A 23,342-nucleotide genomic window follows, 5' to 3' on the forward strand; every position below is an offset into this window, starting at 1 on the left:
TCCGTCACTCCGGTTGTCACAGACCCTTGCGTGAACTGCGGTGCAGCCGGTCGCCGCCGGCCAGGATCGCGGCGGCCAGGGCGTCCGCGGCGCCCGGTGCCGAGGGGCGCCGCCGGCCGTGCACCACGACGAAGTCGACCTGCCCCAGCTCCGGCAGCCCGGCGCGGTCCGGGACCCGGACCAGGCCCGGCGGGATGAGGCCGCGCGAGTGGGCCATCACGCCGAGGCCCGCCCGGGCGGCGGCGACCAGACCGTTGAGGCTGCCGCTGGTGCACACCACCCGCCACTCACGGCCCTGCCGCTCCAGAGCCTCCAGGGCGAGCGCGCGGGTGATGCCCGGCGGGGGATAGACGATGAGCGGCACCGGGCGGTCCGGGTCGAGCCGGAGGCGTTCCGCGCCGATCCACACCAGCCTGTCGTGCCGGACCAGCTCGCCGCGCGGGTCCTCGGGCCGCCGCTTGGCGAGGACGAGGTCCAGCTTCCCGGCGGTGAGCTGCTCGTGCAGCGTGCCCGAGAGCTCGACCGTCAGCTCCAGGTCCACCTCGGGGTGCTCGTGCCGGAAGCCCTCGAGGATCTCGGGCAGCCTGGTCAGCACGAAGTCCTCCGAGGCACCGAACCGCAGCCGGCCGCGCAGCCGGGTGCCGGTGAAGAACGCCGTCGCCTGCTCGTGCACCTCCAGGATCCGGCGGGCGAAGCCGAGCATGGCCTCGCCGTCCTCCGTCAGCTCCACCGAGTGCGTGTCCCGGCTGAACAGCGTCCGGCCGGTGGCGTCCTCCAGCCGTCGTACGTGCTGGCTGACCGTGGACTGGCGCAGCCCGAGCCGCCGCGCGGCCTGCGTGAAGCTCAGCGTCTGCGCCACCGACAGGAAGGTGCGCAGATGGGACGGGTCGTACATGGCGCCAGGTTAGCGCCCGTCATCGCGAGACGCGATAGCAGTGAGAGCGGTATACGGGATTCCCGATCGCCGGGTCGAGGAGCAGGATGGAAGGGGGCCGCCCCGGCCCCGTACCGCACCTACCTACCGAGCAAGTGGAGCACCGTGAAACGCCTGCGCCGGCCGCGCCGGATGCCGATCGACCCGTTCATCCTTCTCCTGCTGGCGACCGTGGGCGTCGCCGCACTGTTCCCGGCGCGCGGGTCGGCCGCCGACGTCGCGTCCGGGGCCTCCACGGCGGCGATCGCGTTCCTGTTCTTCCTCTACGGAGCCCGGCTCTCCACCCGTGAGGCGCTGGACGGCCTGCGGCACTGGCGGCTCCACGTCACGGTTCTGGCCGCCACGTTCGTCGTCTTCCCGCTGCTCGGTCTCGCGGCCCGCGGGCTGGTGCCGGTGATCCTCACCGACCCGCTCTACCAGGGCCTGCTCTTCCTCACACTCGTCCCGTCGACCGTCCAGTCGTCGATCGCCTTCACCTCGATGGCGCGCGGCAACGTGCCCGCCGCGATCTGCGCGGGCTCCTTCTCCTCGCTCGTCGGCATCCTCGCCACCCCGCTGCTCGCGGCCTCGCTGCTCGGCGGCAGCGGGGGCGGGTTCTCCGCCGACTCGCTGCTGAAGATCGTGCTGCAACTGCTCGTGCCGTTCCTCGCCGGGCAGCTGCTGCGCCGCTGGGGAGTCAGGAGGGGCCGCGCGAAGCGCGTCGGGCAGGGTGGTGGTGGGCGACGGGAGGGCGGCTTCGTCACCCGGCACAAGAAGGTCCTCGGGCTGGTGGACCGCGGCTCGATCCTGCTCGTCGTCTACACCGCGTTCAGCCAGGGCATGGTCCAGGGCATCTGGCACCAGGTCAGCCCCGTCCGGCTGGGCGGGCTGCTCGCCGTCGAATCCGTGATCCTGGCCGTGATGCTGCTGCTGACCTGGTACGGCGGCAAGGCGCTGGGCTTCAAGAGGGAGGACCGGATCGTCCTGCAGTTCGCCGGCTCGAAGAAGTCCCTGGCCGCCGGACTGCCGATGGCGAGCGTCCTGTTCGGCGCGCACGCCTCGCTGGCCGTGCTGCCGCTGATGCTCTTCCACCAGATGCAGCTGATGGTCTGCGCCGTGATCGCCAAGCGCCGCTCGCACGACCCGGCCCCCGAGGTCACCGCTCCGGAGCGAGCCGCAGCGTCACGAACCTCGGTCGGTACAGGGACACGTTCCGGCTGAGCTGGGCCGCGGCCCCCGTCGTCTCCAGCCAGTTGACGTCGTAGCTCAGCACGAGACGCCCGTCGCCGCTCAGCACGGGGTGGGCCTGCGGGTTGTACGCGGCCACCTGACCCCGCGGCAGCGACGGGCTGAACTCCTTCGCGGGCCCGTGCCAGGGCCCCGCCGGTGAGCACGCCCAGTACGACGCCACGGTGGTCAGCCCCTTCGTGCCCGTGGCCATCGTGAACAGCACGTACGTCCCGTCGTCCCGGACGACCGAGAACGCGCTGCCCACGCCCCGCCGCCGCCCGTCCCCGAGCACCGGCCGGGGACGGGCGCCGGGCACCCACGCCGAGCCGCTCCAGTACTGCCAGGCCCCCGGGTCGGCGAGCCTGCCCTCCGGTACGCGGGCCGCGTACGCGTGCGAGGCGGGGCGTGACGCGGCCCGGCCGTCGTCGCCGCCGAAGACGTACGTCCAGCCGTCCTCCTCGACCAGCGTCGTGCCGAACAGCACCCGTCGGGACGGGTCGGGGACCAGTTGCTGGTCGAGCACCCTGACGATCGACTCCAGGCGCAGGCCGGGCAGGGTCAGGGTGGCGACCTCGGTGGCGGTGGGCACGCCGTAGATCCACGGGGCCTGGCCGGCCGTGCGCACCCACAGCAGGACCCGGACGACCTGCTCGGAGGAGCCGGGGGAGCGGGGCTCGACCCGGGCACCGACCGGCCAGCGCCACTGGTTCGGAGCCGGGTCGGCGAACAGCGGGGCGGGCAGGGTGGTCTCCAGGCGGCCGTCGCGCATCAGCACGGCCGAGTTGCGCACCAGCGGCGCGGTGGTGTCCCGCCAGGCGTGGGACTCGCCGGCCGGGTTGGGCGGGCCGTACACCCGGCCCAGGTAGGTGTCCGAGAACAGCCACAGCACCCGGCCGTCGGGTAACCGCACCGAGTGGGTGCCGTCGCCGCCGGTCCAGTCGTCACTGCGGCTCGCGTCGTCGCCGTAGCGGGCGAACTCGGCGGTGAGGCCGTCGTCCGCCCGCCAGGAGCGGACCGTGCGTGCCCGGCAGCCCTCGTCGTCCGGACTTTCGTCCTCCGGCAGGGCGATGAGCAGCGCGGCCCCGAGAACCAGGACCAGCAGCAGGCCGATCCCGGTTCCGGTGCGCTGTCGTGCTCGTGCTGCTGTCGAGTCGTCGGGCACGCTCCGTGACGTTAGTTGCTGCCGCTCACCCGGTCCATGGGCAGCCACAGCACCGTGCCCCCGGCCGCCGCGCCCGCGGCGCCCGCGGCGCCGGAAGCCAACTCCTCGTCGGAGAGGGCCCGGTTCCAGACGCGCACGTCGTCGAGCGCCCCCGTGAGGAACGCCCGGCTGTCCATGCGCTGGCCGATGTGCACGCCGAACGGGGAGTTACGGCTGACCGAGCCCGGCACGTCCGGGGTGCTCATGGGCGAACCGTCGAGGAACAGGGTCAGGTTCCCGCCGCCGCGGCGCAGGACCAGGTGGTGCCAGCGGCCGTCGTTGTGGGCGCCGGCGGTCGACACCGAGGCGGTCCGCACGGTCGTCGCGCCCGAGCGGGTGGTGATCAGAGCGCGGACCCGGTCGCTCGCGGGCTCCCCGCGCAGCCAGATCTGCGGCTGGGTGGTGCCGATGCCGCCCATCCACAGGAAGGGCTGCTCGCCGGTCGTGGCCGTGTAGCGGAAGAACAGCGAGGCAGTGAAGTCGCCCTCCCCGAGCGGGAGCCGGGAGCGGTACGGCAGGCGTACGGCGTCATCCTCGCCGTCGAAGGACAGCGCACCGCCGCGCACACCGGTCGTCGGCCGGGAGCCGCCCAGCACGGCCGCCGGCGTGGCGCCCGGGGCGGCGTCGCGGGTGGTCGGGTCGCGGCTGCGGCGCGGCTTCAGCCAGTCCTCGGTGAAACGGGCGAAGCGGATCTCGTCACGGGCGTCGACCGCCCCGCCCTCGTACAGCAGGCCCACCGTCGAGGAGTCGACCGCCGCCATGTCGGAGTAGCCGGACCAGTCCGTGGTGACGACCGTGCCCCGGTCCACGCTGTCCCAGGTGCGCCCGCCGTCGTAGGAGGAGCGGACCATCATCGTCCGGCGGCGGTCGGGATCGGCCGGTGCGGACAGCAGCATCCGCCCGCCCAGGCGCAGGGTCGCGCCCTGGACCTGCGGGGTGTAGAGGTCCGGGAGGTCGCGGAACGGCGTGGCGAAGCTGTCGCCGCCGTCCAGGCTGAGGGTCTGCGCGCGGTGGCCCAGGTCGGTGCCGTCCTGTTCCCGGCCGCTGACCAGCACGGCTCCGTCGGCGCGTTCGGTGAGGGTCACCTCGGACGGCTTCTGCCGGAACGTGCCGTCCTGAGCTATGGGCCAGGAGTCGGTGGCGCCGACCCGCCAGTGGTCGCCGCCGTCGTCGCTGACGATGAGCGCGGCGTGGTTCGCGGTGACCCGACTGCCGTCCCACGTCTCGGTGTTGACGCCGAACACCAGCCGCCCGGCGTGCTTGCCGCGGGTGAGCTGGATGCCGTGCACGGGCCCGGTGGCGTACCAGGAGTTCCAGTTGCCGGGCAGGATCTGGTCGCTCAGATCGCGGGGCTCGGACCAGGTCCGGCCGTCGTCGTCGCTGTACTGGAGATGCGGGGTGCGGTCGCAGGGAATCGTGCAGCTGCCGGCGTCCGTACGGCCGGTGTTGTACGTCTCGGCCAGCAGGATCCGTCCGGTCCTGCGGTCCACGATCGGAGCCGGGTTGCCGTGCGTGTCGCCGGCGCCCTCGTTGACGACCTGGAGCGGTCCCCAGGTGCGGCCGCCGTCGGTGGAGCGCTTGACGACGAGGTCGATGTCGGCCGCGTCACCGCAGTTGAGGACACGGCCCTCGGCGAAGGCGAGCAGGGTGCCGGCCGTGGTCCGCACGATCGCCGGGATGCGGAAGCAGGCGTAGCCGGGGTCCTGGGAGGCCTTGAAGAGGACCTGTTGCTCGAACTCCGGTAAGGCCGTGCCGGGTCGGGCGCCGGCGGGGGCGGTGGGCGCGAGCAGCGCCGCGGCGGTGAGAACGGCTGTCAGGGTGGATCTCAGACGTGCGCGAAGACCTGACGGCATGGTGCGACCTGCCCTTCATGCGTCTGTCGGCTGGACCACCGAGGCATGGGAACGGACGTCCGTGCGGCGGATATGCGGAAATCGGACATCCCACGTCCCATGTGTGGGGTCACAGACGGTACTTGGACTCCCAGACCCCCCACAAGAAGCGTGCGTCAGGGGATCAGGACGACCTTGCCGAGGTTGGCCCGCGCCTCGATCTCCCCGTGTGCCTTGGCCGCGTCCTCCAGGGCGAACTCCCCGTGCACGACGGGCTCGATCTCTCCCGCCGCGAACAGCCGCCACAGTTCCCGGCGCCACCGCTCGTACAGTTCCGGGTTCCCGCGGGCGATACGGGCCATCTGGAACCCGATCACCGACTTGGCGCCCACGAGCAGGTCGTACGCCTGCACGCTGCCGCCGCCCGAGCTGTACGCCACCAGCCGTCCGCCCGGGGCGAGTGCGGCGAGGGCGGGGGTGAGCAGCGTCCCGCCGACCGCGTCCAGGGCGTAGTCGACCGGGGTGCCCCAGCCGTCGTCGCCGTACGCCACGACATGGTCGGCGCCCAGATCGCGCACGAAGCCGGCCTTGGCCGGGTCGGAGACGGCCCCCACGACCCGGCCGGCGCCCCGGGTCCGGGCCAGTTGCACCGCGAGGTGCCCGACACCGCTCGCCGCCGCCGTCATCAGGGCCGCCTCGCTCGGCTCGGGCCGTGCCGCCTCCAGGGCGCCGAGGGCGACCAGGCCGCTGCGGACCAGGGCGACCGCGTCGACGGCGCCGGCGTCCGCCGGCACCGGGGAGGCCATGGCCTCGCGCAGGAGCGCGAAGTCGGCGTAGCCGTGGCCGAAGCAGAGCCCCGTCACGCGGTCGCCGGCGCCGAAGCGGGTGACGCCCTCGCCGACGGCCGTGACCTCCCCGGCGATCTCGCCGCCGAGCGGGACCGGGTCGGCCGACTCGGCGACCTTGCGTACGACCGGGAGGGTGACGCCGATCGCCTCCGTGCGCACGAGCAGCTCTCCGGGGCCGGGCTCGGGGGCCGGTGCCTCCTCCGTGAACAGGGGGCCGCCTCGGGATTCGTAGCGGACGCGGCGCATCGCACCTCCGAGTGTCGTGGGTACTCCCCATGAATTCGTTGGGGAGCCCAACGGTATAGGAGGATCATAGGGAGGACCAACGATTTCTTGGTTAGGCTGCGGCCATGTCGGAAGCCCCCCTCCCCGCGATCCGCTCCCTGCCCAGCTGGCTGCTCGGCCGCGCCGCCGCTCGCGGCCGGGCCCTGGTGGCCGAGGCACTGGCCGAGCAGGGCATGCGGATGTGGCACCACGTGGTGCTGTCCGCCGTCCGCGATCTCGGCCCCGTCGCCCAGGCCGACCTCGGCCGCGGGGTCCGGCTGGACCCCAAGGACCTGGTCGGCGTCCTCAACGACCTCCAGTCGGCGGGCCTGGTGGTGCGCGAGCCGGACCCGAGGGACCGCCGCAAGAACGCCGTGTCCCTCACCGAGGAGGGTGCCCGGCTGCTGAAACGCTGCGAGAAGGCGGCCCGCGCCGCCAATGACGAACTGCTCGCCCCGCTGTCGGCGGCGGAACGGGAGCAGCTCACCGGGATGCTGCGCCGGATATCCGGCACGGGTGACCTGTAACACGCACCGACCGGAAAACGCTGAGACGGGGCCCCTGCGGCGCAGGGGGCGCTCCCCGCCGGCCGGGGCCCCGCCGCCGTGTCGCGCGGAGAACCTGCTCAGCCCTGGGCGGCCGCCGCCCGCAGGGCGATGCGGTCCTCACCCGCGTACACGTTCATGGAGCTGCCCCGCAGGAAGCCCACCAGGGTCAGGCCCGTCTCGGCGGCCAGGTCCACCGCCAGCGAGGACGGCGCGGACACCGCCGCCAGTACGGGTATCCCGGCCATCACGGCCTTCTGCGCCAGCTCGAAGGAGGCCCGGCCCGAGACGAGCAGGATCGCCCGGGACAGCGGCAGGCCGCCGTTCTGCAGCGCGCGGCCGACCAGCTTGTCGACCGCGTTGTGCCGGCCCACGTCCTCCCGGACGTCCAGCAGTTCACCGTCCTCCGAGAAGAGCGCCGCCGCGTGCAGGCCCCCGGTCCGGTCGAACACCCGCTGGGCGGCGCGCAGCCGGTCGGGCAGGCTCGCGAGCAGCTCCGGGGAGACCTGGACCGGGGGAGTGTCGGCGATGGGCCAGCGGGCCGTCGTGCGCACCGCGTCCAGCGACGCCTTGCCGCACAGGCCGCAGGAGGACGTCGTGTAGACGTTCCGCTCCAGGGTGATGTCGGGGATCACCACGTCAGGGGCCGTCTGCACGTCGACCACGTTGTAGGTGTTCGACCCGTCGGCGGTGGCCCCGGCGCAGTAGACGATGTTCCGGAGGTCCTGCTGCCCGCCCAGCACCCCCTCGCTCACCAGGAAGCCCGCCGCCAGGGCGAAGTCGTCGCCCGGGGTGCGCATGGTGATCGCCAGTGGCTTGCCGTTCAGCCGGATCTCCAGGGGTTCCTCCGCCACGAGCGTGTCCGGGCGGCTGGAGACCGCCCCGTCCCGTATCCGGATCACCTTGCGTCGTTCCGTGACTCGTCCCATAGTCCTGATCAGCCCCGGTTCTGTACGTGCTGGTAGCCGAAGCGGCCCTTGATGCAGAGGTTGCCGTGGGTCACCGGGTTGTCGTGCGGTGAGGTGACCTTCACGATCTCATTGTCCTGTACGTGCAGTGTCAGGTTGCAGCCCACTCCGCAGTACGCGCACACCGTGGTCGTCTCCGTCTGTCGCGACTCGTCCCAGGTACCCGCCGCCCGCATGTCGAACTCGGACTTGAAGGACAGCGCGCCCGTGGGGCACACCTCGATGCAGTTCCCGCAGTACACGCACGCCGAGTCGGTGAGCGGCCCGTCGTGCTCCACGGAGATCCGGGCGTCGAAACCGCGCCCGGCGACCGAGATCGCGAAACTGTTCTGCCACTGGTCGCCGCAGGCGTCCACGCACTTGTAGCAGAGGATGCATTTATCGTAATCACGGATATATAGGTCATTATCGACTCTTGGCTCCTCGTTGAGCCGGGCCGCGTCCGGACCGAACCGGTCCGGCTTCGCCTCGTACTCCTTGAGCCACTCGGCGACCCGAGGCGTGGTCGACAGGTCCACCGAGGACGCGAGCAGTTCGAGGACGACCTTCCGGCTGTGCCGGGCCCGTTCGGTGTCGGTCCGCACCTCCATCCCGGGCTCGGCCTTGCGGGAGCAGGCCGGGACGAGGGTCCTGGCCCCCTCGACCTCGACGACGCAGACACGGCAGGCGTTCTTCGGCCGGAGCGTGTCGCCCTCGCACAGGGTCGGGACGTCCTTCCCGGCGGCCCGGCAGGCGTCGAGGATCGTGGAGCCCTCGGGCGCCCGCACCGGCTCCCCGTCGAGGGTGAACTCCAGCAGCCGGCGCGGGATCCCCAGCGGTGTGACGGTCATTCGTACGCCCCCAGACGGTCGATGGCGGACTCCACGGCGTTCCACGCGGTCTGCCCCAGACCGCAGATGGAGGCGTCCCGCATGGCACGGCCGACCTCCCTCAGCAGGGCGATGTCCCCGGCCGCGTCGGCGCCGGTGCGCTCCACGATCCGGTGCAGCGCCTCCTCCTGCCGCACGGTGCCGACCCGGCAGGGTACGCACTGCCCGCACGACTCGTCACGGAAGAACTCCGCGATGCGCAGCAGGAGCCGGGGCAGGGGCACACTGTCGTCGAAGGCCATGACCACCCCCGAGCCGAGTGTCGTGCCCGCCTCCCGCGTCCCTTCGAAGGTGAGGGGGACGTCGAGCTCGTCGGCCCGCACGAAACCGCCGGCCGCCCCGCCGAGCAGCACCGCCCGCAGGCCCTGCCGCACACCGGCGAGGGCCAGCAGGTCGCCCAGCGTCGCGCCGAACGGCACCTCGTAGACACCGGGCCGCTCCACACTCCCCGACACGCAGAACAGCTTCGGGCCGGTGGAGCGCTCCGTGCCGATCGCCGCGTACGCCGGGGCGCCCAGCGTGAGGATCGGCAGGACGTTGACCAGCGTCTCCACGTTGTTCTCGACCGTCGGCTTGCCGAACAGGCCCTTCTCCACGGGGAACGGCGGCTTCGAGCGGGGCTCGCCCCGGTAGCCCTCGATGGAGTTGAACAGGGCGGTCTCCTCACCGCAGATGTAGGCGCCCGCGCCGCGCCGGATCTCGATGTCGAAGGCGTAGCCCTGGCCGAGGACGTCGTCGCCGAGCAGCCCGCGCGCGCGTGCCTGCGCGACGGCGTGCTCCAGCCGGCGCAGGGCGCGCGGGTACTCGCCGCGCAGATAGAGGTAGCCCTTGTGGGCGCCGGTCGCGTACCCGGCGATCGTCATCGCCTCGACGAGCGCGTACGGGTCGCCCTCCATGAGCACGCGGTCCTTGAACGTGCCCGGCTCCGACTCGTCGGCGTTGCAGACGAGGTGGTGCGGACGGTCCGGCTGGGACGCCGTGGCCTGCCACTTGCGGCCGGTGGGGAAGGCGGCGCCGCCCCGCCCGACCAGACCGGAGTCGGTGACCTCGCGGATGACCCCGGCGGGCCCCAGCTCGAAGGCCCGCCGCAGGGCGGTGTAACCGCCGTGGGCCCGGTAGTCGTCGAGGGATGCCGGGTCGACCACACCGACGCGGCGCAGCAGCATCAGGCCGTCCTGCCCGGCCTGCGGCACCGCCAGGACCGCGGGCGGCTCCTCGGGGGCCGAGTCGGGCGAACGCGCGGCGAGGACGGCGTCGTGCACGGTCGCCGGCGCCGAGACCGCCGTACGCACCGGATCCCCGGCCTTGATCGCGAGCGCGGCCGGAGCGCGTTCGCACAGGCCCAGACAGGGGCTTCGCTCCACGCTCACCCCACTGCCCGGGCCGAGCCGTGCCTCGATCCCCGCGCACAGCTCCGGCGCCCCGGACGCCGCGCACGCCAGGTCCGTGCACACGTGGAGCACGGTCGCCGGACGCGGCTTGACGGAGAACATCGCGTAGAAGGTGGCGACCCCGTACGCCTCCGCCGGCGGCACCGTCAGCCGCCGGCACAGGTAGTCGAGGGCACCCTCGCTGATCCAGCCGACCCGGTCGTTGACGGCGTGCAGCCCCGGCAGCAGCAGGTCGCGGCGGTCCCGGGCCTCGCGCCCGCCACGGGCCCAACGCAGGTCGGCATCTGAGCGGTCGGCGCCCTCCCAGGAGGACTCGGGCGGCCCGAGCAGGGCGTCGACGGCCGCCCGCTCCTCGTCCGTCGGTTTGCTGTCACCGAAGTGCAGGTCCACTGTGCGTCACCCCACGATGGTCGCGATGGGCAGCTTCTCGATCCGGATCGCCGACGCCTTGAACTCCGCCGCCCCCGCGATCGGGCAGTTCGCCTCGATCGTCAGCGCGTTGGTGTCCACCTCGTCCGGGAAGTGCATGGTCATGAAGGCGAGCCCCGGCCGCAGCGCGGTGTCCACCCACACGGGCGCGGTCACCGACCCGCGCCGCGAGGTCACCTGGACCCGCTCGCCGACCACCACGCCGTAGCGCTCGGCGTCCTCCGGGCACAGCTCGACGTACTCGCCGCGCCGCAGCGGCGACGCGTAACCGCCGCTCTGCACACCGGTGTTGTACGAGTCGAGCCGCCGCCCGGTGGTGAGCCGGATCGGGTACTGCTCGTCGGTGAGGTCCACGGGCGGGTCGTGCTGCACGATCCCGAAGGGGGCGAGCCGGCCGCGCCCGGCGGGGTCGGGGTCCCACAACCGGCCGTGCAGATAGGTGGGTTCCAGCCGCTCGGTGCTGGGGCACGGCCACTGGATGCCCTGGTGCTCCTCCAGACGGTCGTACGTCATGCCGTAGTGGTCGGGCGAGACCGACCTCAGCTCGTTCCACACGGTCTCGGCGTCGGCGTACTTCCAGTCGTGCCCCAGGCGGGCCGCGAGGTCGCAGATGATGTCGATGTCCTCGCGGGCCTCTCCGGGCGGGGTGACGGCCTTGCGGACGCGCTGCACCCGACGCTCGCTGTTGGTGGTCGTGCCGTCGGTCTCCGCCCAGCCGGCGGTGGCCGGCAGGACGACGTCCGCGAGCTCGGCCGTCTTCGTCAGGAAGATGTCCTGGACGACCAGGAAGTCGAGGGACCTCAGCCGCCGTACGGCCTGCTCGCTGTCGGCCTCCGACTGGGCCGGGTTCTCGCCGACGCAGTAGACGGCCTTGAGCGAGCCGTCCTCCATCGCCTCGAACATCTCCGTGAGGTTCAGGCCGTAGTGCGGCTGGATCACCGCGTCCCAGGCCGCCTCGAACTTCAGCCGGACCTCCGGGTCGAGGAGGTCCTGGAAGCCGGGCAGCCGGTTGGGGATCGCGCCCATGTCCCCGCCGCCCTGCACGTTGTTCTGCCCGCGCAGGGGCTGCAGGCCCGAGCCGTAGCGGCCGACGTGCCCGGTGAGCAGTGACAGGTTGATCAGGGCGCGGACGTTGTCGGTGCCGTTGTGGTGCTCGGTGATGCCGAGGGTCCAGCACAGCTGGGCGCGCTCGGCACGGGCGTAGGCGTGCGCCAACTGCCGGATGGCGGCGGCCGGTACGCCCGTCACCTTCTCGGCGAGCGACAGCGTCCAGGGTTCGACCAGCGCCCGGTACTCCTCGAAGCCGGTGGTGGCCCGCTCGATGAACGCCTCGTTCGCGAGCCCCGCGTGGATGATCTCGCGGCCGATCGCGTGCGCCATCGGGATGTCGGTGCCGACGTTGAGGCCCAGCCAGCTCTCCGCCCACTCGGCCGTCGACGTCCGGCGCGGATCGACCGCGTACATGCGGGCCCCGTTCCGGATGCCCTTCAGCGCGTGCTGGAAGAAGATCGGGTGCGCGAAGCGGGCGTTGGAGCCCCACATCACGATGACGTCGGTGTGCTCGATCTCCTCGTACGAGGACGTCCCGCCGCCCGAGCCGAACGCCGCCGACAGGCCCGCCACGCTCGGCGCGTGGCAGGTGCGGTTGCAGGAGTCGACGTTGTTGGTGCCCATCACGACGCGGGCGAACTTCTGCGCCACGTAGTTCATCTCGTTGGTGGCGCGGGCGCAGGAGAACATCCCGAACGCGCCACGACCCCGGGCCAGGCCCCGGGCGGCCCGGTCCAGGGCCTCCTCCCAGCTCGCCCGCCGCAGCGGCTCGTCCCGTGAGTCCCGTACCAGGGGGTGGGTGAGTCGGGTGTAGGTCTTCGGTTCACGCTTCCTCATGCGGCGCTCCTCAGCGCGAGCAGGTCCGAGATGGCGTGCACGGTGCGCAGGGTGGGCACCTCCACGCCGGTGATGTCCGCGAGCTCGACGACGGCCGCGAGGAGCACGTCGAGTTCGAGCGGCTTGCCACGCTCCAGGTCCTGGAGCGTGGAGGTGCGGTGGTCGCCGACCCGCTCGGCCCCCGCGAGCCGGCGCTCGACGGAGACGCCGACCTCGCAGCCGAGGGCGTTCGCCACACTGAGCGTCTCGGTCATCATGATCTCGATGACCCTGCGGGTGCCGCCGTGCAGGCACATCTGCCGCATGGTGGCGCGGGCCAGCGCGCTGATCGGGTTGAAGGAGATGTTGCCGAGCAGCTTGACCCAGATGTCGCCCCGCAGGTCCGGCTCGACCGGGCACTTCAGGCCGCCCGCCCGCATCGCCTCGCCGAACGCCACGGACCGTGGGGACACGCTGCGGTCGGGCTCGCCGATCGAGAACCGCGTCCCCTCCAAGTGCCGTACGAATCCCGGTCCTTCGAGCTCGGTCGCCGCGTAGACGACACAGCCGACGGCCCGTTCGGGCGCGAGCACCGCACTGACCGCGCCGGCCGGGTCCACGCTCTCGACGCGGTGACCGTCGTACGGGCCGCCGTGCCGGTGGAAGTACCACCAGGGGATGCCGTTCTGGGCCGCCACGATCGCCGTCGCGGGGCCCAGCAGCGGCGCGATCAGCGGCCCGCACGCCGCGTACGCGTTGGCCTTCAGGCCCAGGAAGACGTAGTCGGCCGGACCGATTTCGGCCGGGTCGTCGGTCGCGTGGGGGTGCGCGGTGAAGTCGCCGCGTGGGCTGCGCACCCGGACTCCGTACTGCCTCATGGCCGCCAGATGGGGTCCACGGGCGATGAGATGCACCTCGGCGCCCGCGCGGTGGAGCGCGGCGCCGACGTAGGCGCCGATGGCACCGGCGCCGAGAACTGCGACTTTCACGGGAACACTCCGTTCGGTTTGAGGGATACCGCGGAGGTGGGGTGCCGTGCGGCCGGATTACGACGGGCGCACGGCTGGTGTCGACGAAATATTGTCTACAGTATGGAGGTTGGGGCGGCAAGGGTGGCGGCAAGAGTCCGCGCGCCGACCGTTCGGCGCATGCCGCATACCGTTCACCGCATACGGTCGACGCGCCGCCTTCTCAACTGCCGTGCGGATCAATACCGTCCGGGGTTCATGAGTCCCCCCGTCGCACCGCCGGGCTGGAGCCGCTGGCTCGTTCCGCCCGCCGCGCTCTCCGTACACCTCTCCATCGGCCAGGCCTACGCCTGGAGCGTGTTCAAGCCGCCCCTGGAGTCCGCGCTCGGCCTCAGCGGCACGCAGAGCGCGCTGCCCTTCCAGCTGGGCATCGTCATGCTGGGCCTGTCGGCCGCGTTCGGCGGCACGCTCGTGGAGCGCAACGGCCCACGCTGGGCGATGACCGTGGCACTGGTCTGCTTCTCGTCCGGGTTCCTGCTCTCCGCGCTGGGCGCGGCCACGGAGCAGTACTGGCTGATCGTCCTCGGGTACGGCTTCGTCGGCGGCATCGGTCTCGGCATCGGCTACATCTCGCCCGTCTCCACCCTGATCAAGTGGTTCCCGGACCGGCCCGGCATGGCCACCGGCATCGCCATCATGGGCTTCGGAGGCGGCGCGCTCATCGCCTCCCCGTGGTCGGCGCAGATGCTGGAGTCGTTCGGCAGTGACAGCTCCGGGATCGCGCTGGCCTTCCTCGTGCACGGGCTCTCGTACGCCGTCTTCATGCTGCTGGGTGTGCTGCTGGTCCGGGTTCCACCTCATGCCTCAGGAGCGCGGGAAGCTGCGCGACAAGCCCCCACCGGCCCGCAGGTGTCCGCGCAACAGGCGCTGCGCACTCCCCAGTTCTGGCTCCTGTGGACCGTGCTCTGCATGAACGTCACCGCCGGCATCGGCATCCTGGAGAAGGCCGCCCCGATGATCACGGACTTCTTCGCGGACTCCTCCACCCCGGTGTCGGTGACGGCCGCCGCCGGCTTCGTCGCGCTGCTGTCGGCGGCGAACATGGCGGGCCGCATCGGCTGGTCCTCGACGTCCGACCTGATCGGCCGCAAGAACATCTACCGCGTCTATCTGGGCGCCGGAGCCCTGATGTACGCGCTCATCGCCCTGTTCGGCGACTCCTCCAAGCCGCTGTTCGTCCTGTGCGCCCTGGTCATCCTCTCCTTCTACGGCGGCGGCTTCGCGACCGTCCCCGCGTATCTGAAGGACCTCTTCGGCACCTACCAGGTCGGTGCCATCCACGGGCGGCTGCTCACCGCCTGGTCCACGGCGGGAGTGCTCGGGCCGCTGATCGTGAACTGGATCGCCGACCGGCAGGAGGAGGCGGGCCGGCACGGCGCGTCCCTGTACGGACTGTCCTTCATCATCATGATCGGGCTGCTGGTCGTCGGCTTCGTCGCCAACGAACTCGTCCGGCCCGTCGACCCCCGTCACCACGTCCCCCAGCCGAAGGAGGCCGACCGTGTCCAGCGAGAGCAGTCAGAGTCCGCCTAGCCCGGACCGGCGGTGGCTGATCGCCCTCGCCTGGGTATGGGTGGGGGTGCCGCTCGCCTACGGGCTGTACGAGCTCGTCCGGAAGGCGACGCAGCTGTTCACCGGCTAGCCGTTCGACAGGTGCGTGGGCGTCCGGGGACCTGACCGAAGGTGACAATCCGAGCGCTGGTTTCCTGTCGCCTTGCCTGCCGTCGTACCCGTGAGTCACTGATCAGACTGGTGGGTCCCGCTACCCAAGGCAACGAGGGGGACCCACCCAGATGAACGGCTCGCGCATCGCCGCCGTCGGCCACTACCAGCCCGCCAAGGTGCTCACCAACGAGGACCTGGCGGGCATGGTGGACACCAGTGACGAGTGGATCAGGAGCCGGGTGGGCATCCGCACCCGCCACCTCGCCGGGCCCGACGAGCCGGTCGACGAGCTGGCCGCGCACGCCGCCGCCAAGGCCCTCGCGGCCGCCGGCCTCGCCCCCACCGACATCGACCTGGTGCTGGTGGCCACCTCCACCGCCGTCGACCGCTCGCCCAACACGGCCGCCCGCGTCGCCTCCCGGCTCGGCATCCCGCAGCCCGCCACGATGGACCTCAACGTCGTGTGCGCCGGCTTCACCCACGCGCTGGCCACCGCCGACCACGCCGTCCGCGCGGGCGGCGCGAGTCGCGCCCTGGTCATCGGGGCCGACAAGATGTCCGACGTGACCGACTGGAGCGACCGCACCACGTGCGTGCTCGTCGGCGACGGGGCCGGGGCCGCGGTGGTCGAAGCCGCCCAGGACGCCTGCATCGGGCCGGTGCTGTGGGGATCGGTGCCGGAGATGGGGCACGCCGTGCGCATCGAGGGCACCCCGCCGCGCTTCGCCCAGGAGGGTCAGAGCGTCTACCGCTGGGCGACGACACAGCTGCCGCCCATCGCGCGCCGGGCGTGCGAGCGGGCCGGGCTGGAGCCGGCGGACCTCGCGGGGGTCGTGCTGCATCAGGCCAATCTGCGCATCATCGAACCCCTCGCCGAGAAGATCGGTGCCGTGAACGCGGTCGTCGCCCGCGACGTCACAGAGTCCGGCAACACCTCGGCCGCGAGCATCCCGCTCGCCTTCTCCAAGCTGGTGGAACAGGGGGCGGTCAGCACCGGCGACCCGGTCCTGCTGTTCGGCTTCGGCGGGAACCTCTCGTACGCGGGGCAGGTCGTCCGCTGCCCCTGAGGCCTTGGTGTGACGGGGTCTCGGTGTGACGGGTCCTCGGTGTGACGCGGCCAACTCCTCGAAGCCCTGGCACTCACGCGCCGTAGACTGTAGACGAAAGACAATCGATACTGACTCTGCGGCGACACCGGCTTCCGGCCGCGCTGTGCACGGCCCTGCCGAGGAGGGGGACCGCGATGCTGTCGACAGGCCTGCCCCAAGGGGCGGTACCCAAGTTGGAACGCCCGGGTCCGCTGCGCGACCGCGTCTACGAGGCACTGCTCGAACTCATCACCACCCGAGCCCTCCAGCCCGGCCAGCACCTCGTCGAGAGCGAACTCGCCGGCCATCTGGGGGTTTCCCGGCAGCCGGTGCGCGAGGCGCTGCAGCGGCTCAACACCGAGGGCTGGGTCGATCTGCGGCCCGCCCAGGGCGCGTTCGTGCACGAGCCGACGGAGGAGGAGGCCGACCAGCTCCTCACGGTCCGCACGCTCCTTGAGGCCGAGGCGGCCCGGCTCGCGGCGGCCAACGCGGGCAGCGCCGGGATCTCCGCCCTGGAGGCGCTCTGCGCGGAGGGTGAGCAGGCCGTCGAGGCGGACGACGTGGACGCCGCCGTCGCCCTGAACGCCCGCTTCCACACGAAGATCATGGATCTGGCCGGCAACGCCGTCCTCGCGGAACTCGCCGCCCAGGTCGACCGCCGGGTCCGCTGGTACTACACCCCGGTCGCCCGACGGCGCGGCCACCAGTCCTGGATCGAGCACCGCGAACTCATCGCCGCGATCGCCGGCCGCGACGAACAGCGGGCCACCCAGCTGATGCGCGAGCACACGGAGCACACGCGCCGCTCGTACCACGCGCGTTCGCGCTCGTAGCGTCGCCACGCCCCCCTACGAGGCCGGGCACCCGTCACCTCTTCTTTGTCCTGTGAATGGAAAAAGTGGAGGGCAATTCCTGCGCGACTTCTTCCCACCTCCGGCAGCCGCTGCTACGTTCCCTCCGAAAGCAAGCCACTGATGTGGCGGAAAACCGGCGCGCACAGGCCGATCGAGGCGGGGAGGGGCTCGTGAGACGCATGACCGCACGACCCGGAAACGCCCACCAGGCCCGACTGCTCAAGCTGTTGCGCGACGGCGGCCCCAACTCCCGTGCCCAGCTGGGCGACCAGGTCGACCTCTCACGGTCCAAGCTCGCCGTGGAGGTGGACCGGCTGCTGGAGACGGGGCTGGTCGTGGCCGACGGACTCGCCGCCTCGCGCGGCGGCCGCCGCTCCCACAACATCCGGCTCAACCCGGGGCTTCGCTTCCTCGGCGTCGACATCGGCGCGACCTCCATCGACGTCGCCGTCACCAACGCCGAACTGGAGACCCTCGGACACATCAACCAGCCCATGGACGTACGCGAGGGCCCGGTCGCGGTCTTCGAGCAAGTGCTGGCCATGGCGGCGAAGCTGAGGGCCTCGGGGCTCGCGGAGGGGTTCGACGGCGCCGGTATCGGCGTTCCGGGCCCGGTCCGCTTCCCCGAGGGCGTCCCGGTGGCTCCGCCGATCATGCCGGGCTGGGACGGCTTCCCCGTGCGGGAGGCGCTCAGCCAGGAACTCGGCTGCCCGGTCATGGTCGACAACGACGTGAACCTCATGGCGATGGGGGAGCAGCACGCGGGCGTCGCCCGCACCGTCGGCGACTTCCTCTGCGTCAAGATCGGCACCGGCATCGGCTGCGGCATCGTCGTCGGCGGTGAGGTCTACCGCGGTACGACGGGCAGCGCCGGCGACATCGGGCACATCCAGGCCGTGCCCGACGGCCGCCCCTGCGCCTGCGGCAACCGGGGCTGCCTGGAGGCCCACTTCAGTGGAGCGGCACTGGCCCGTGACGCCATGGAGGCCGCCCAGCAGGGGCTTTCGGCGGAGCTGGCCGCACGGCTGGAGGCGAACGGCGGCCTCACCGCCGTCGATGTCGCCGCCGCGGCCGCCGCCGGTGACGCCACCGCGCTCGAACTGATCCGCGAGGGCGGCGACCGCACCGGCCAGGTCATCGCCGGCCTGGTCAGCTTCTTCAACCCCGGCCTGGTGGTGATCGGCGGCGGGGTGACCGGCCTCGGCCACACCCTGCTCGCCGCGATCCGCACCCAGGTCTACCGCCAGTCGCTGCCCCTCGCGACCGGCAACCTGCCCATCGTGCTGGGCGAGCTGGGTCCCGCCGCCGGCGTCATCGGCGCGGCCCGGCTCATCAGCGACCACCTGTTCTCACCCGCGTAGTCCCTTCCGACCGCACGGCCCACCCAGCACAGCGCCCTGCTCAGCCCTGCCCTGCTCTGCCCTGCCCTGAAAACGTCTGCTCGACAAGCGCCCTGACACCGGCCCGCCCGCCAAGGGGAATCCGCATGGCACCAGAACAACCGCTGCTCAGCATGTCCGGCATCACCAAGTCCTTCCCCGGAGTCCGGGCCCTCGACGGCGTCGACCTCGACGTCCAGGCCGGTGAGGTGCACTGCCTGCTCGGCCAGAACGGCGCCGGGAAGTCGACCCTCATCAAGGTCCTGGCCGGCGCCCACCAGCCCGACACCGGCCGCCTGCGCTGGCGCGGCGAGGACGTCACCCTGCGCTCGCCGATCGCCGCCATGCGCCTCGGCATCGCCACCATCTACCAGGAACTCGACCTGGTGGAGCACCTGTCGGTCGCCGAGAACGTCCACTTGGGCCATGAGCCGACCACCGCCGGGTTCGTCGTCCGAGGAAAGGCGGCCAAGGAGTCGACCGCCGCTCTGCTGGGGCGACTCGGGCATCCGGAGGTCGACCCGGCACGGCTGGTCGGGGAGCTGTCCGCGGCGCAGCAGCAGATCGTGTCCATGGCCCGGGCGCTCTCCCACGACGTGCGGCTCATCGTGATGGACGAGCCGTCCGCCGCCCTCGACCCGGACGAGGTCGACAACCTCTTCCGCATCGTCGGCGACCTCACCGCAGCCGGTGTCGCCGTCGTCTACATCTCGCACCGCCTGGAGGAGATCCGCCGCATCGGCGACCGGGTGACCGTACTGAAGGACGGGCGTGCCGTCGCCAACGGGCTCCCGGCGAAGACCACACCGACCCGCGAGGTCGTCGCACTGATGACGGGCCGCAACGTCGAGTACGTCTTCCCGGACCGGCCCGTCTCCCCGCCGCCCGGCGACCCGGTCCTCGAAGTCCGGGGACTGACCCGTCAGGGGGAGTTCGAGCCGCTCGACCTCGACGTGCGGCCGGGCGAGATCGTCGGCCTCGCCGGACTCGTCGGCTCGGGCCGCTCCGAGATCCTGGAGACCGTCTACGGGGCCCGGAAACCGACGTCCGGTCAGGTGCTGGTCGAGGGCAGGGCTTTGAAGCCGGGCAGCGTCCGGGCCGCCGTACGCGCCGGACTCGGGCTCGCACCCGAGGAACGCAAGGCGCAGGCCCTGCTGATGCTGGAGTCCGTCACCCGCAACGTGTCGGTCTCCTCCATGTCCCGCTTCTCGCGCGGCGGCTGGATCGACCGGGGCGCCGAACTCGGCGCCGCCCGGGCCGCGACCCGCGAGCTGTCGCTCCGGCCGGACAACCCGTCCGTGCCCGTACGCACCCTGTCCGGCGGCAACCAGCAGAAGGCCGTCCTGGCCCGCTGGCTGCTGCGCGGCTGCAAGGTGCTGCTGCTCGACGAACCCACCCGCGGCGTCGACGTCGGAGCCCGCGCCGAGCTCTACGCCGTCATCCGCCGGCTGGCGGACGAGGGCCTCGCCGTGCTGCTGGTCTCCAGCGAGGTGCCCGAGGTGCTCGGCCTCGCCGACCGCGTCCTGGTGCTGCGCGAGGGCCGTGTCGTCCACACGGCGCCCGCCCGCGAACTCGACGAACACCGCGTACTCGACCTGGTCATGGAAGGAAGCCCGGCGTCATGACGCAGCCCGTCTCCCCGCCGCGGGACAGCACCGCCAAGGTGCCCGAGGCCCCGCCCCCCGCCTGGCGCGGCCTGCTGGCCCGCGCCGACGTCCGCACCCTCTCGCTGCTCGGCGTGCTCGCCGCGCTGATCGTCGTCGGCGGCATCACCAAGCCCGACGAGTTCCTCGACACCCGCAACCTGCAACTGGTCCTCACCCAGGCCTCCGTGGTCGGCGTCGTCACCGTCGGCATGACCTTCGTCATCGTCTCCGGCGGCATCGACCTGTCGGTCGGCGCGATCGTCGCCCTCGCGTCGGTGTGGGCGACCACGGTCGCCACCCAGGAGTACGGCTTCGCCGGCATCCTCTTCACTGCGATCATCGTCGGAGTCGGCTGCGGCCTGGTCAACGGGGTGCTCATCGCCTACGGCGCGATGGTGCCGTTCATCGCCACCCTCGCCATGCTGGCCTCCGCACGCGGCCTCGCCCTGCAGATCACCGACGGCAAGACACAGATCGTCACCGTGCCCTCCGTCCTCGACCTGGGTGAACGCGACGCCTACGTCCTCGGCATCCCGCCCCTGGTCCTGGTCTTCGCCGTCGTGACCATCATCGGCTGGCTGGTGCTCAACCGCACCACCTTCGGCCGCCGCACGGTCGCCGTCGGCGGCAACCCGGAGGCGGCCCGGCTCGCGGGCATCGACGTCCGCCGCCAGCGGCTCTACCTCTACCTGCTGTCCGGGCTGTGCTGCGGCATCGCGGCCTTCCTGCTGATCGTCCTGTCCGGCTCCGGCCAGAACACCAACGGCAACCTCTACGAACTCGACGCCATCGCCGCCGCGATCATCGGCGGCACCCTGCTCACCGGCGGCCGCGGCACCATCACCGGCTCCGTGCTCGGCGTCCTGATCTTCTTCACGATCACCAACATCTTCGCCCTGAACAACCTGCAGAGCGACGTCCAGCAGATCGCCAAGGGCGCGATCATCGTCGCCGCCGTGCTGGTCCAGCGCCGTACCGCGAGCACGACCTGAGGAAAGGGTTCCCCGCCATGACCGAGATCACGAGCCGCAGAGGGCTGCTCTTCGGGGCCGCCGCCGTCTCCGCCGGTGCCCTCCTCACGGGGTGCACGAGCAACGAGCCCTCCGAGTCCAAGGACGAACCGGCCGGGAACAACCAGCCGGCCGCCGACGACAAGCCCGGCAAGCAGGTCACCATCGGCTTCGCCGGACCGCAGGCCGACCACGGCTGGCTCAACGCCATCAACGACAACGCCAAGGACCGCGCCAAGAAGTACTCGGACGTCACCCTGGAGATCACCGAGGGCTCCAACGACACCGCCCAGCAGATCGGCCAGATCGAGACCCTCATCAACAAGAAGGTCGACGTCCTGGTGGTGCTGCCCGCCGACGGGAAGGCCCTCACCCAGGTCGGCCTGAAGGCGATGCGCGCGGGCATCCCGGTCGTCAACCTCGACCGCATCTTCAACACCCCGCAGGCCTACCGCTGCTGGATCGGCGGCGACAACTACGGCATGGGCCTCAACGCCGGCCACTACATCGGCGAGAAACTCAAGGGCAAGTCCGGCGCCCGCGTCATCGAACTGGCCGGCCTGGACAACCTGGAGCTGACCAAACAGCGCACCAAGGGCTTCGACGACGCCCTGAAGAACTACCCCAACATCAAGAAGGTCGCCCGGCAGGCCGCCGAGTTCACCGTCGAGTCCGGACAGGCCAAGATGGCCCAGCTGCTCCAGGCCCAGTCGAAGTTCGACGCGCTGTGGAACCACGACGACGACCAGGGCGTGGGCGCGCTGCGCGCCATCGAACAGGCCGGCCGCGACGACTTCCTGATGGTCGGAGGAGCCGGGGCGCTCTCCGCCTTCCAGGCCATCAAGCAGGACGACGGCGTGCTGAAGGCGACCGTGCTGTACCCGCCGACGATGGCCGCCTCGGCGATCGACCTCGCCCGCGCCCTCGGCCAGGGCAAGGGCATCGGCGGCATGGCCGAGTTCGAGATCCCGTCGTCGATCACGCTCTACTCGGCCGTCGTCGACAAGACCAACGTCGACCAGTACATGTCCACCGGCTTCAAGTGATCCCACCCCGCACCCCCCACGTGCACCCCGACCAGGACGAGGAGGACACCCGTATGAGACAGCCGCAGGAGCAGTCAGAGGGGACCGAGGCAGGCAAGCCACCCCTGAGGGTGGGGATGGTCGGCTACGCCTTCATGGGCGCGGCCCACTCCCAGGGCTGGCGCACCGCGGGCCGTGTCTTCGACCTGCCGCTGAACCCCGTGCAGGCCGTGATCTGCGGCCGGGACGCCGACGCCGTACAGGCGGCGGCCGACCGGCACGGCTGGGCGTCCACCGAGACCGACTGGCGTGCCCTCGTCGAACGGGACGACGTCGACCTCGTCGACATCTGCACCCCCGGCGACAGCCACGCCGAGATCGCTCTCGCCGCCCTCGCGGCCGGCAAGCACGTCCTGTGCGAGAAGCCCCTCGCCAACACCGTCGAGGAAGCCACGTCGATGACGCGGGCCGCCGAGGAGGCCTACCAGCGCGGGCAGTTGGCGATGGTCGGCTTCAACTACCGTCGGGTGCCCGCCACCGCCCAGGCCCGCCGGATGGTCGCCGAGGGCCGCCTGGGCCGGCTGCGGCACGTGCGCGTGACGTACCTCCAGGACTGGCTGGTCGACCCGCGGTTCCCGCTGACCTGGCGGCTGCGCAGGGAGCAGGCCGGCTCGGGCTCGCTCGGCGACCTGGGCGCGCACATCGTGGACCTCGCGCAGTACCTCGTGGGGGAGCGGCTGGTCGGCGTCTCCGCGTTGACCGAGACCTTCGTACGGGAGAGGCCCCTGCCCACCGGCGCCACGAGCGGCCTGTCCACCGTCTCCTCCGCCGGCACCGGCCAGGTCACCGTGGACGACGCCGCCCTCTTCACCGCCCGCTTCCCCTCCGGTGCCCTCGCCTCCTTCGAGGCCACCCGCTACGCCACCGGCCGCAAGAACGCCCTGCGCATCGAACTCAACGGGGAGCGCGGGTCGCTCGCCTTCGACCTGGAGCGGCTCAACGAGCTGTCCTTCCACGACGGCACCGAGCCCGGCGCGGAGGCGGGTTTCCGCCGGATCCTCGTCACCGAACCCGACCACCCCTATCTGGACGCCTGGTGGCCGCCGGGCCACGGCCTCGGATACGAGCACACCTTCGTCCACCAGGCCCGCGACCTCGTCCACGCCATCGCCGAGGGCCGCCGCCCGGAACCCTCCTTCGCCGACGGGCTGCAGGTGCAGCGCGTGCTCGCGGCGGTCGAGGAGAGCGCCGAGAAGAACTCCGTCTACACACCGATCGCGGTCTGAGGAGG

General features: G+C 71.9%; 20 protein-coding genes. 11 read left to right on the top strand and 9 right to left on the bottom strand.

What is annotated here, in order from left to right; genetic code table 11:
* Positions 1–16: 16 nt before the first annotated feature.
* Positions 17–895, bottom strand: a complete 879-nt coding sequence (locus SSQG_RS32295; RefSeq protein ID WP_003994165.1) for a LysR substrate-binding domain-containing protein — start codon at positions 893–895, stop codon at positions 17–19.
* A gap of 171 nt (positions 896–1,066) precedes the next feature.
* Between SSQG_RS32295 and SSQG_RS32300 the strand changes: the two genes are divergently transcribed.
* A complete protein-coding gene (locus SSQG_RS32300; RefSeq protein WP_003994166.1) occupies positions 1,067–2,134 on the top strand; it encodes a bile acid:sodium symporter family protein in 1,068 nt (355 codons plus the stop codon).
* Here the strand turns inward: SSQG_RS32300 and SSQG_RS32305 are convergent.
* The 3 genes from SSQG_RS32305 to SSQG_RS32315 form a co-directional block, all read right to left on the bottom strand.
* A complete protein-coding gene (locus tag SSQG_RS32305) occupies positions 2,070–3,305 on the bottom strand; it encodes a DUF4185 domain-containing protein (RefSeq protein ID WP_003994167.1) in 1,236 nt (411 codons plus the stop codon). The genes SSQG_RS32300 and SSQG_RS32305 overlap by 65 nt on opposite strands.
* A gap of 11 nt (positions 3,306–3,316) precedes the next feature.
* Positions 3,317–5,197, bottom strand: coding sequence for a sialidase family protein (locus SSQG_RS32310; RefSeq protein ID WP_003994168.1), 1,881 nt, complete (start codon positions 5,195–5,197; stop codon positions 3,317–3,319).
* Between the two features lie 155 nt (positions 5,198–5,352).
* Positions 5,353–6,270 carry a quinone oxidoreductase family protein gene (locus tag SSQG_RS32315; protein ID WP_003994169.1) on the bottom strand — a complete coding sequence of 306 codons (918 nt, stop codon included), beginning with the start codon at positions 6,268–6,270 and terminating at the stop codon, positions 5,353–5,355.
* A 104-nt stretch (positions 6,271–6,374) separates the two neighbouring features.
* Here SSQG_RS32315 and SSQG_RS32320 point away from each other — a divergent pair, with 104 nt between their 5' ends.
* A complete protein-coding gene (locus SSQG_RS32320) occupies positions 6,375–6,815 on the top strand; it encodes a MarR family winged helix-turn-helix transcriptional regulator (RefSeq protein ID WP_003994170.1) in 441 nt (146 codons plus the stop codon).
* A 98-nt stretch (positions 6,816–6,913) separates the two neighbouring features.
* Here the strand turns inward: SSQG_RS32320 and fdhD are convergent, their stop codons facing one another.
* The 5 genes from fdhD to SSQG_RS32345 are packed head-to-tail and all read right to left on the bottom strand — an operon-like array spanning position 6,914 to position 13,345.
* The gene (gene fdhD, locus SSQG_RS32325; protein ID WP_003994171.1) at positions 6,914–7,762 is read right to left on the bottom strand and encodes a formate dehydrogenase accessory sulfurtransferase FdhD; all 849 of its coding nucleotides are present in this window, start codon (positions 7,760–7,762) and stop codon (positions 6,914–6,916) included.
* 8 nt (positions 7,763–7,770) lie between these two features.
* Positions 7,771–8,631 carry a 2Fe-2S iron-sulfur cluster-binding protein gene (locus tag SSQG_RS32330; protein WP_003994172.1) on the bottom strand — a complete coding sequence of 287 codons (861 nt, stop codon included), beginning with the start codon at positions 8,629–8,631 and terminating at the stop codon, positions 7,771–7,773.
* Positions 8,628–10,451, bottom strand: coding sequence for an NAD(P)H-dependent oxidoreductase subunit E (locus SSQG_RS32335; protein ID WP_003994173.1), 1,824 nt, complete (start codon positions 10,449–10,451; stop codon positions 8,628–8,630). The genes SSQG_RS32330 and SSQG_RS32335 overlap by 4 nt, the downstream gene beginning before the upstream one ends.
* Positions 10,452–10,457: 6 nt before the next feature.
* Complete coding sequence (locus SSQG_RS32340) at positions 10,458–12,377, bottom strand: molybdopterin oxidoreductase family protein (RefSeq protein WP_003994174.1); 1,920 nt, start codon at positions 12,375–12,377, stop codon at positions 10,458–10,460.
* Positions 12,374–13,345, bottom strand: a complete 972-nt coding sequence (locus SSQG_RS32345) for a 2-dehydropantoate 2-reductase (protein ID WP_003994175.1) — start codon at positions 13,343–13,345, stop codon at positions 12,374–12,376. The genes SSQG_RS32340 and SSQG_RS32345 overlap by 4 nt, the downstream gene beginning before the upstream one ends.
* 237 nt (positions 13,346–13,582) lie before the next feature.
* On the opposite strand from SSQG_RS32345, the gene SSQG_RS32350 reads away from it, so the two are divergent.
* The 9 genes from SSQG_RS32350 (at position 13,583) to SSQG_RS32385 (ending at position 23,337) form a co-directional block, all read left to right on the top strand.
* Complete coding sequence (locus SSQG_RS32350) at positions 13,583–14,917, top strand: OFA family MFS transporter (protein WP_003994176.1); 1,335 nt, start codon at positions 13,583–13,585, stop codon at positions 14,915–14,917.
* Positions 14,886–15,026: an MFS transporter small subunit gene (locus SSQG_RS41980; RefSeq protein ID WP_167545800.1), complete on the top strand. Its 141-nt coding sequence runs from the start codon at positions 14,886–14,888 to the stop codon at positions 15,024–15,026. Before SSQG_RS32350 ends, SSQG_RS41980 begins: the two co-directional genes overlap by 32 nt.
* Before the next feature lie 151 nt (positions 15,027–15,177).
* Positions 15,178–16,116 (top strand): beta-ketoacyl-ACP synthase III, encoded by a 939-nt coding sequence (locus tag SSQG_RS32355; protein WP_003994177.1) that lies wholly within the window; start codon positions 15,178–15,180, stop codon positions 16,114–16,116.
* 176 nt (positions 16,117–16,292) lie between these two features.
* The gene (locus SSQG_RS32360) at positions 16,293–16,970 is read left to right on the top strand and encodes a GntR family transcriptional regulator (RefSeq protein WP_003994178.1); all 678 of its coding nucleotides are present in this window, start codon (positions 16,293–16,295) and stop codon (positions 16,968–16,970) included.
* A gap of 200 nt (positions 16,971–17,170) precedes the next feature.
* Positions 17,171–18,352, top strand: coding sequence for an ROK family transcriptional regulator (locus SSQG_RS32365; protein WP_039934108.1), 1,182 nt, complete (start codon positions 17,171–17,173; stop codon positions 18,350–18,352).
* A 125-nt stretch (positions 18,353–18,477) separates the two neighbouring features.
* Positions 18,478–19,995: a sugar ABC transporter ATP-binding protein gene (locus tag SSQG_RS32370; protein ID WP_003994180.1), complete on the top strand. Its 1,518-nt coding sequence runs from the start codon at positions 18,478–18,480 to the stop codon at positions 19,993–19,995.
* Complete coding sequence (locus SSQG_RS32375) at positions 19,992–21,008, top strand: ABC transporter permease (protein ID WP_003994181.1); 1,017 nt, start codon at positions 19,992–19,994, stop codon at positions 21,006–21,008. Before SSQG_RS32370 ends, SSQG_RS32375 begins: the two co-directional genes overlap by 4 nt.
* A gap of 17 nt (positions 21,009–21,025) precedes the next feature.
* Positions 21,026–22,072 carry a substrate-binding domain-containing protein gene (locus SSQG_RS32380; protein ID WP_003994182.1) on the top strand — a complete coding sequence of 349 codons (1,047 nt, stop codon included), beginning with the start codon at positions 21,026–21,028 and terminating at the stop codon, positions 22,070–22,072.
* Positions 22,073–22,125: 53 nt separating this feature from the next.
* Positions 22,126–23,337 carry a Gfo/Idh/MocA family protein gene (locus SSQG_RS32385; protein WP_003994183.1) on the top strand — a complete coding sequence of 404 codons (1,212 nt, stop codon included), beginning with the start codon at positions 22,126–22,128 and terminating at the stop codon, positions 23,335–23,337.
* Positions 23,338–23,342: the final 5 nt, after the last annotated feature.

The sequence above is a fragment of the Streptomyces viridochromogenes DSM 40736 genome, assembly GCF_000158955.1.
Lineage (GTDB): Bacteria > Actinomycetota > Actinomycetes > Streptomycetales > Streptomycetaceae > Streptomyces > Streptomyces venetus.

Excerpts from the sequence above, each read along its gene's own strand:
- SSQG_RS32295 (WP_003994165.1), bottom strand. The coding sequence starts at position 895 with ATGTACGACCCGTCCCATCTGCGCACCTTCCTGTCGGTGGCGCAGACG.
- SSQG_RS32300 (WP_003994166.1), top strand. The coding sequence starts at position 1,067 with ATGCCGATCGACCCGTTCATCCTTCTCCTGCTGGCGACCGTGGGCGTC.
- SSQG_RS32310 (WP_003994168.1), bottom strand. The coding sequence starts at position 5,197 with ATGCCGTCAGGTCTTCGCGCACGTCTGAGATCCACCCTGACAGCCGTT.
- SSQG_RS32315 (WP_003994169.1), bottom strand. The coding sequence starts at position 6,270 with ATGCGCCGCGTCCGCTACGAATCCCGAGGCGGCCCCCTGTTCACGGAG.
- SSQG_RS32320 (WP_003994170.1), top strand. The coding sequence starts at position 6,375 with ATGTCGGAAGCCCCCCTCCCCGCGATCCGCTCCCTGCCCAGCTGGCTG.
- fdhD (WP_003994171.1), bottom strand. The coding sequence starts at position 7,762 with ATGGGACGAGTCACGGAACGACGCAAGGTGATCCGGATACGGGACGGG.
- SSQG_RS32330 (WP_003994172.1), bottom strand. The coding sequence starts at position 8,631 with ATGACCGTCACACCGCTGGGGATCCCGCGCCGGCTGCTGGAGTTCACC.
- SSQG_RS32340 (WP_003994174.1), bottom strand. The coding sequence starts at position 12,377 with ATGAGGAAGCGTGAACCGAAGACCTACACCCGACTCACCCACCCCCTG.
- SSQG_RS32350 (WP_003994176.1), top strand. The coding sequence starts at position 13,583 with ATGAGTCCCCCCGTCGCACCGCCGGGCTGGAGCCGCTGGCTCGTTCCG.
- SSQG_RS32355 (WP_003994177.1), top strand. The coding sequence starts at position 15,178 with ATGAACGGCTCGCGCATCGCCGCCGTCGGCCACTACCAGCCCGCCAAG.
- SSQG_RS32360 (WP_003994178.1), top strand. The coding sequence starts at position 16,293 with ATGCTGTCGACAGGCCTGCCCCAAGGGGCGGTACCCAAGTTGGAACGC.
- SSQG_RS32365 (WP_039934108.1), top strand. The coding sequence starts at position 17,171 with ATGACCGCACGACCCGGAAACGCCCACCAGGCCCGACTGCTCAAGCTG.
- SSQG_RS32370 (WP_003994180.1), top strand. The coding sequence starts at position 18,478 with ATGGCACCAGAACAACCGCTGCTCAGCATGTCCGGCATCACCAAGTCC.
- SSQG_RS32375 (WP_003994181.1), top strand. The coding sequence starts at position 19,992 with ATGACGCAGCCCGTCTCCCCGCCGCGGGACAGCACCGCCAAGGTGCCC.
- SSQG_RS32380 (WP_003994182.1), top strand. The coding sequence starts at position 21,026 with ATGACCGAGATCACGAGCCGCAGAGGGCTGCTCTTCGGGGCCGCCGCC.
- SSQG_RS32385 (WP_003994183.1), top strand. The coding sequence starts at position 22,126 with ATGAGACAGCCGCAGGAGCAGTCAGAGGGGACCGAGGCAGGCAAGCCA.